The organism is Cellulomonas pasadenensis, assembly GCF_047229365.1.
GTDB lineage: Bacteria > Actinomycetota > Actinomycetes > Actinomycetales > Cellulomonadaceae > Cellulomonas.
Genome location: NZ_JBFTEP010000171.1, coordinates 1 through 6,382, shown reverse-complemented (window position 1 = coordinate 6,382; position 6,382 = coordinate 1). Strand labels below are relative to the sequence as shown.

The window sequence follows — 6,382 nt, the reverse complement described above, 5'->3', positions numbered from 1 at the left end:
GAGCCGGCCCGTGGACCGCACCACGGCGGGCGCCACGCGCACGACGACGAGCGCCGCGGCGGCCGACACCAGCACGGGCGCCGCCGCGAGCAGCGGGTCGACGTCCCCGTTCCCGGCGGGGACGAGCCCGCGCGTGCGCACCGCGACGAGGGCGCCGACGGCGAGCAGGACGACCAGCGCCTCGGCGACGCCCTGGCGCGCCCGTCGGCGTGCGACAAGCCGGGCGCGCTCGCGCCGGTCCGCCGGCACGCGACGCCCCGTCCACGCCCCGGCAGCGGTGCGGGCCGCGAGCACCGCGGGGGCCAGGGCCGCCACCACGGCGACCGCCGTCGCCACCGTGACCGAGCCGCCCCGGCCCGGGAGGGCGAGCGTCACCGCGGCGTAGGCGAGCGCGGCCACCAGCACCACGACGGGCAGCGTCTCGACCAGGCCGCGCAGGACGACCGACGCGATCGACGCGCCGCGGGCGCGCTCGCCGGCGAGCGACGTCTGCCGGCGTCCCGCGAGCAGGCCGGCGGCGAGGACGAGGCACAGCGCACCGGTGGCGGCGAGCCCCACGACGACCAGCGACGACTGCGCGCGGGCGGCCGTGAGGCGGGTCTCGAACGCGTCGAGGATGTCCGGCAGCGCGCTGCCCACGCTCCCGGTGGTGGCGGTGAGCCGCACCACCTGGTCATGCAGCGCGCGGGCGTCGTCGAGCGTCATCCCGTCGGTGTCGAGGGGGGCCCGGACCGACGTCTCGAGCCGGCGCGTGCCGTTGACCTGCTGGAGGTCCTCGATCCCGGACGCCGGCACGTACAGGCCGGCGAGGTCGGCGGCCTCCGAGCCCGGCGCCGTCGGGACCGTCCCGAGCAGGTCCCCGGAGCCGCGCCAGAGCACGTCGTCCGGGTCGGCGGGCTCGTACAGGCCCGTGATGTCGACGTACGCGTCGACCGACTCGGAGCCGCGCGCGATGCGCACGGGGCCGTCGTCGAGGGTCAGCCCCAGGCTCCGCGCGGCCGCGGCGCTCAGCCCGACCTGCACGCTCGGTGGCGCGGGCGTGCCGTCGGGGAGGTCCCCGCCGGGCGGGACGGGAGCCGGGGCGGTGCCCGCGACCCAGCGGACGGGCTCCTGCGCGGCCGGGCGGTCCGGCACGACCACCGTGACGAGCCGGGTGAGGAACGCGCCCGCCGGCGTGCGGGCGACGAAGGTGGGCGTGCGGACGCTCGCGACGGGCTCGCCGAGGCCCGACTCGATCTCCGTCGTCAGCCAGCGCGCGGTCGACACGGCCTCCCCGACGTAGTCGGGGTCGTACGAGCCGGGTGTCACGTACGGGTAGCCCAGCACGTCCGCGTCGGTGCCCGCCGCCTCCAGCGTGTCGCGGACCGCGGCGTCGGCGGTGCGCTCGACGAGCCGCGGCAGCGCGAGCGCCAGCAGCAGCGTGCCGAGCAGCAGCACGGCGGTGCCCACGAGCAGGGCGGCGTCCTGCCGGGCCCGCCGGCGGGCGACGAGCACGGCGTCGGACGTGGTGGCGCGTGCGCGCGTGGTCAGCAGGGTCACCGGTCGTCCCCCAGTCGAAGGAGCGCCCCCGAGGCGCGGCGCACGAGGAGCGCGGCGACGACGGCGACGACGAGGCAGGCGGCGGCGGCCAGCGTCGCGGCGACGCCGAGCTGGCCCAGCCAGGGCCACACGAGCAGCGGGCCGGGCACCGGCCGCCGCCCGTCGCCGGACACGGTCAGCAGCGGGGCGACGGTGGCGGCGACACCCCACCCGATCGCGAGACCCGCGACGGTCCCGAGCCCGACGAGCAGCAGGTGCTCGACGAGCAGCCCGCGCACGAGCCCGCCGCGCGCCGCGCCGAGCGCCTGGAGCCGCGCGAGCTCGAGCCGCCGGGTGCGCACCGCCACGGTCGTGCTCGTGCCGAGCCCGACCACGACGAGCGCGGCCGCGGCGAGCGCGACGAGCGACAGCGCCACGGGCACGCCCACCCGCAGCGGTCCCTCGGTGGCGACCTGGCGCTGCGTGGTGCGCACCGCGACGTCGCCGACACCGGTCGCGTCGAGGGCGGCGCCGAGCGCGACGCCGTCGCCGCCGGGCTGCGCCGCGACCCACCAGGCGTCGACGAGCGGGTCCGTGCTGCCCTGCTCGAGGAGCGCGCGGCCGAGCCGGCCGCGGTCCGCCAGCACGCCCGGTCCGCGGGGTGCGCCGGGCAGGTACGGGACGACCCGTTCCACCTCGGCGTCCACGCTGGTGCTGCCGAGCGTGAGCGCCAGGTCGTCACCGGGGCCGAGGACGCCCTCGCGCGCGGCGGCCTCGGTCACCACCACGGGCACGGGCCCCCCGCCCGTCTGCCACGCGACCGCCCCGAGGCGGCCGCTGCCGTTGACGATCGCCGTCAGGTTCATCTCGCCGGTGAGCTGCAGGGCGTCGGCGTCGCCCGTGACGCCCAGCGTGTACCGGCTCGTGCCGCTGTACGTGAAGCCCTCCCAGCCGCCGTCCGCCAGCGGGAGGGGGGTGGCGGCCGCGGTCGCGGCGCCGTCCGCGTCGACCGCGGCGGCGCGGTCGACGACCCGGGCGGAGGTGACCCGCACCGTGCCGAACCCGAAGGTCTCGCGGGACTCCTCCTGACCCTCGGGCCGCGGCGGGGCGAGCGCGAGCGAGATGCGGCCGCTGACCGCGACCACGCGGGCCGGGCCGGCCAGGGCGGGCACCTCGAGCACGACGGTGGTGGCCTCGTCGAGCAGGGGCAGCGGCGCGTCGAGCGCCGTGCGCACCCCGTGGCGGTCCTCGACGACGAGCGTCAGCGTGCCGGAGCCGGGGGCGGCGGGCGTGACGCCGGCAGTGACGTCCGCGACGACCCACTGCGGATCGCCGGGCAGGGGGACGGGCCGCTCCGCACCCCGCGGTGCGAGGTCCGACACGACCTGCGCCCACGGCACGTCGGTGCGGCCGCGCAGCGCCTCGGGCCGCGTGGTGTCGACCCCCACGAGGTGCACGGGCATGGACGACGACGACCCGGGCACGCCGATGTCGGCGGTGAGCGCGCGCCCCAGCGTCGCGGAGCGGTCGACGACGGGCTGCGCCGTCGCACCCGTCGCGTCGTCGAGCGGCCCGGTCAGGGCGGCGGAGCCCAGGACGCGCTCCCCGCTCAGGTCGTGGACGCGCACGTCGGTGCCGAGGGCCAGGTCGACCTGCTCGAGCTGCGACACGCGCCACGTCGCGAGGAACGACTGCCCGAACGTCGCCGCGGCGACGGCGAGCACGAGCACCAGCGTCGTACCGGACGCGGCGGCCGGGCGGCGCGCGACCTGCCACGCGGCGAGCGGCCCCACGAGTGCGCGCGACCGGGCGGCGAGCGCGTCGGCACCGCGCCCGACGGGGCCGACGAGCCGGAGCGCGAGCACGGCGGCACCGAGCGTCACGAGCGCCGGGCCGACCGCGAGGACGGGGTCGAGGCGCGGTCCGGTCGGGCCGACCGTCAGCGGCGACCCGTAGGTGAGGAGCTGCCACAGCGCGACCCCGGCCAGCGCGACGAGCCCGAGGTCCGCACCCGTGCGGACCAGCCCCGCGTGCGCGGCCGGCGCGGACGAGCCGGCGACGTGCCACTGCGGCACCACCAGCGCCACGGCCAGCACGAACGCCACGACGGCGCACGTGGCCGACGCCAGCAGCGGCACGCCCGGCGGCACGGTGAACCCGGCGCGCTCGAGCGGACCGCCCGCCACGACGACGGACCACAGCGCCCGCGCCAGCCACGGCGCGGCGGCACCGCACACGAGCGCGAGCGCCACCGCCTCCAGGACCGCCAGGGAGCGCAGCTGCCGCGGTGCCGCCCCCCGGGCCGCGAGCAGCTCACCCTCCGCCGACCGCCGCTCGCCCAGCAGGCGCGCCGCGAGCAGCATCACGGTCGTCGCCAGCACGGTGAGCAGGAGGCCGACCACGACCACGCCGACGCGGGTGACGGACAGCTCGCGCCAGGCGGCGTCGATGGCGTCGCCCACGGTCGTGCGCACGGTGCCGCCCATCCCCGTCGGCCGCAGCCCCGCGGTGAGTGCCACCTGCGCGTCGTCGACGGCCGCCCGCAGGTGGGCGAGGGCCTCGGGCGGGGCGTCGCCGAGCCGGACCTCGCTCACGACGTGCGCGACGTCGACGACGCCGCTGCCGGCCAGGCCGCCGGGACCGACGACCATCGGCCCCCAGAGGTCGGTGACGAGGCGCCCCATCGACCCGGGCACGACGAACTGCGGGTCGTGCCCGCGCCCGTCGATGCGGTCGCGGGTCCAGGTGCCGGGCCGTCCGGTCAGCTCGTGGGTGCCGGTCACCAGCCACGTGTCCGTCCGCTGCCCGCCCTGCGAGCGGACCGGCACCTCGGTGCCCACCGCCCAGCCGTACTCGTCTGCGGCGACGGCCGGCACGGCGACGAGCAGCCGGCCCGCGTCGTCGCGCGCGCGGTCGGGCCAGGTGCCGGTGAGCAGGCGCGCGTCGCCGGGCACGCGGGGGCTCGAGGCGGGGTAGCCGTAGGGCGCGGCGCCCGACGCGCCGCGGCCCGGCAGGATCCAGGTGCTGCCGGTCAGCCACGTCTCCTCGTCCGCCTCCACGCCGGCGTGCAGGCCGCGCAGGGCGTCGCGCGCCGTGGCGAGCGCGACGTCGGCGTCCTTGCCGGACACCCGCACGACCGCCTCCAGCCGGACGTCGTCCGCGGGCGCGCGGTCGAGCGCCTCCGCGAGCGCGTCGCCGGCGCTGCCCTGCAGCAGCAGCGCGAACGTGCCGAGCAGCGTGGTCGCCACGAGCGTCACGGCGACGACGGTCGCGATCACCGACGACTGGTCCCGCAGCCGCCGGACCAGGACGCGCCATCGCCATCCCACCGCAGAACCCCCTCGTGTCGCCGCCGGGCGTCGTGCCCGGCGTGCTGCGCGATCAGGCTAGGAGCCGCGTCCCCGCAGGTGGGACCGTTTCCACGTCACGGTACGGACACGCCGAAAACGTTGGGTGGCAGGCGGAGGAAAGTTCTCCGGACGGCCCGCGTCAGCGGTCGCCGACGCGCAGCACGTCGCCGAGCCGGTCGCGCCGGCGCACGGCCTGCTCGACCCCGACCGCCACGGCGAGCGCCGCCAGCAGCGCGCCGGCGGCCACGACGACCGGCCAGACCGCGGGCGCGACGCGGCCGCCCCGCGGGTCGCCCGTCAGCCACGGCAGGCCCAGCGCGTCGGTGACCAGCCAGGGCACGACCAGCCCGATCACCGCCCCGCCGAGCAGGCCGCCGACGACCAGCGGTGCCAGCTCGCCGAGCGTCGCCGCGCGGGCGGTCCCGGCGTCGAGGCCGAGGGTGCGCAGGGTCGACAGCGTGCGCCCGCGCTCGCGGGACGTCGCCACGACGACGAGCACGAGGGTGAGCACGAGCAGCAGCGCGAGCACGCCCACGCCGGCCGCCTGCAGCGCCTGCAGCGCCGCGGTCAGCGGGTCCCCGGTCCACGCCCGGGACCACCCGTCGTGCGTGGTCACCGTGATGCCGGACGCCGCCGCGGGCGGCAGCGCGAGCGCGGTCACCGCGGCCACGGCGCCGGGGCCGCTCAGCCACGCGCGGTCGGGCGCCGGCACGTCGACGCCCGTGGCGACGAGGGCGCTCCTGTCCACGACGACGAGGCCGTCGTCCTCGACCGCGGCGGGTGCGGCCGCGCGGGCGTCGAGCGGGGGTGCGCCGGCGTCGGGCAGCATCGCGGTGGTGCCGCGCACGTCGACGGCCACCGGCTCGCCCAGGACGCCGACCCGCAGGTCGCCCTCGACCGGGTGGGCGGACAGCCGGTCGAGGAGGCCGGCGCTCACGAGCGCGGGCACGGCGCCGTCGGCGCCCGCCGTGCCGAGCGCGGCGAGGCCCGCGTCGACGGGCAGCCCGCGGTCGGCCCGCACGCGCGCCAGCTCGGCGGCGTCCACGACGAGCAGCGTCGCGGTCAGCCCGAGCCCCGACCCCACCGTGCGCCCGGGCAGCTGGCTGCCGGACGCCAGGGCGACCACGCCGTCGGCGTCGGGCAGCGCCGCGAGCGCGGTGCGGCCGAGCTCGCGGTCGAGGCGGCCGTCGAGGCGCACGTCGCCGCCCACGCGCAGGTCGGCGGCGTCGCGCTGCCCGCTGCGCACGCTCTGCACGAGGGTGCCGGACAGCACGACCAGCGCGACCGCGACGGTCACCGCGAGCAGCGGCGTCACCGCCGTCGCCGCGCCGTGCGCGCGCGCGACCGCCAGCGGTGCCGCCAGGCCGCGCGACCGGGCCGCGAGCCGCCCGGTCGCGCGCACGGCCGCCGGCGCGGCCCGGTCGCTTATAAACAAATCCGAGCCCACCAGACACTTACGCCGATCGCGGGTGGCGGCTTGTGGTTGAAAAGGGGGGGGGGGGGGGGGGGGGGGG

Annotated in this window: 3 protein-coding genes; all 3 read right to left on the bottom strand. The window is 79.2% G+C overall.

The window, feature by feature from the left end:
• On the bottom strand, nucleotides 1-1,539 hold a 1,539-nt coding region (locus AB6N23_RS16660; protein ID WP_412867107.1), incomplete at its 3' end, for a hypothetical protein.
• The gene (locus AB6N23_RS16655; protein WP_412867106.1) at nucleotides 1,536-4,847 is read right to left on the bottom strand and encodes an FtsX-like permease family protein; all 3,312 of its coding nucleotides are present in this window, start codon (nucleotides 4,845-4,847) and stop codon (nucleotides 1,536-1,538) included. The genes AB6N23_RS16660 and AB6N23_RS16655, both read right to left, overlap by 4 nt.
• A gap of 160 nt (nucleotides 4,848-5,007) precedes the next feature.
• Nucleotides 5,008-6,315 (bottom strand): FtsX-like permease family protein, encoded by a 1,308-nt coding sequence (locus AB6N23_RS16650; protein WP_412867105.1) that lies wholly within the window; start codon nucleotides 6,313-6,315, stop codon nucleotides 5,008-5,010.
• Between the last annotated feature and the right edge of the window lie 67 nt (nucleotides 6,316-6,382).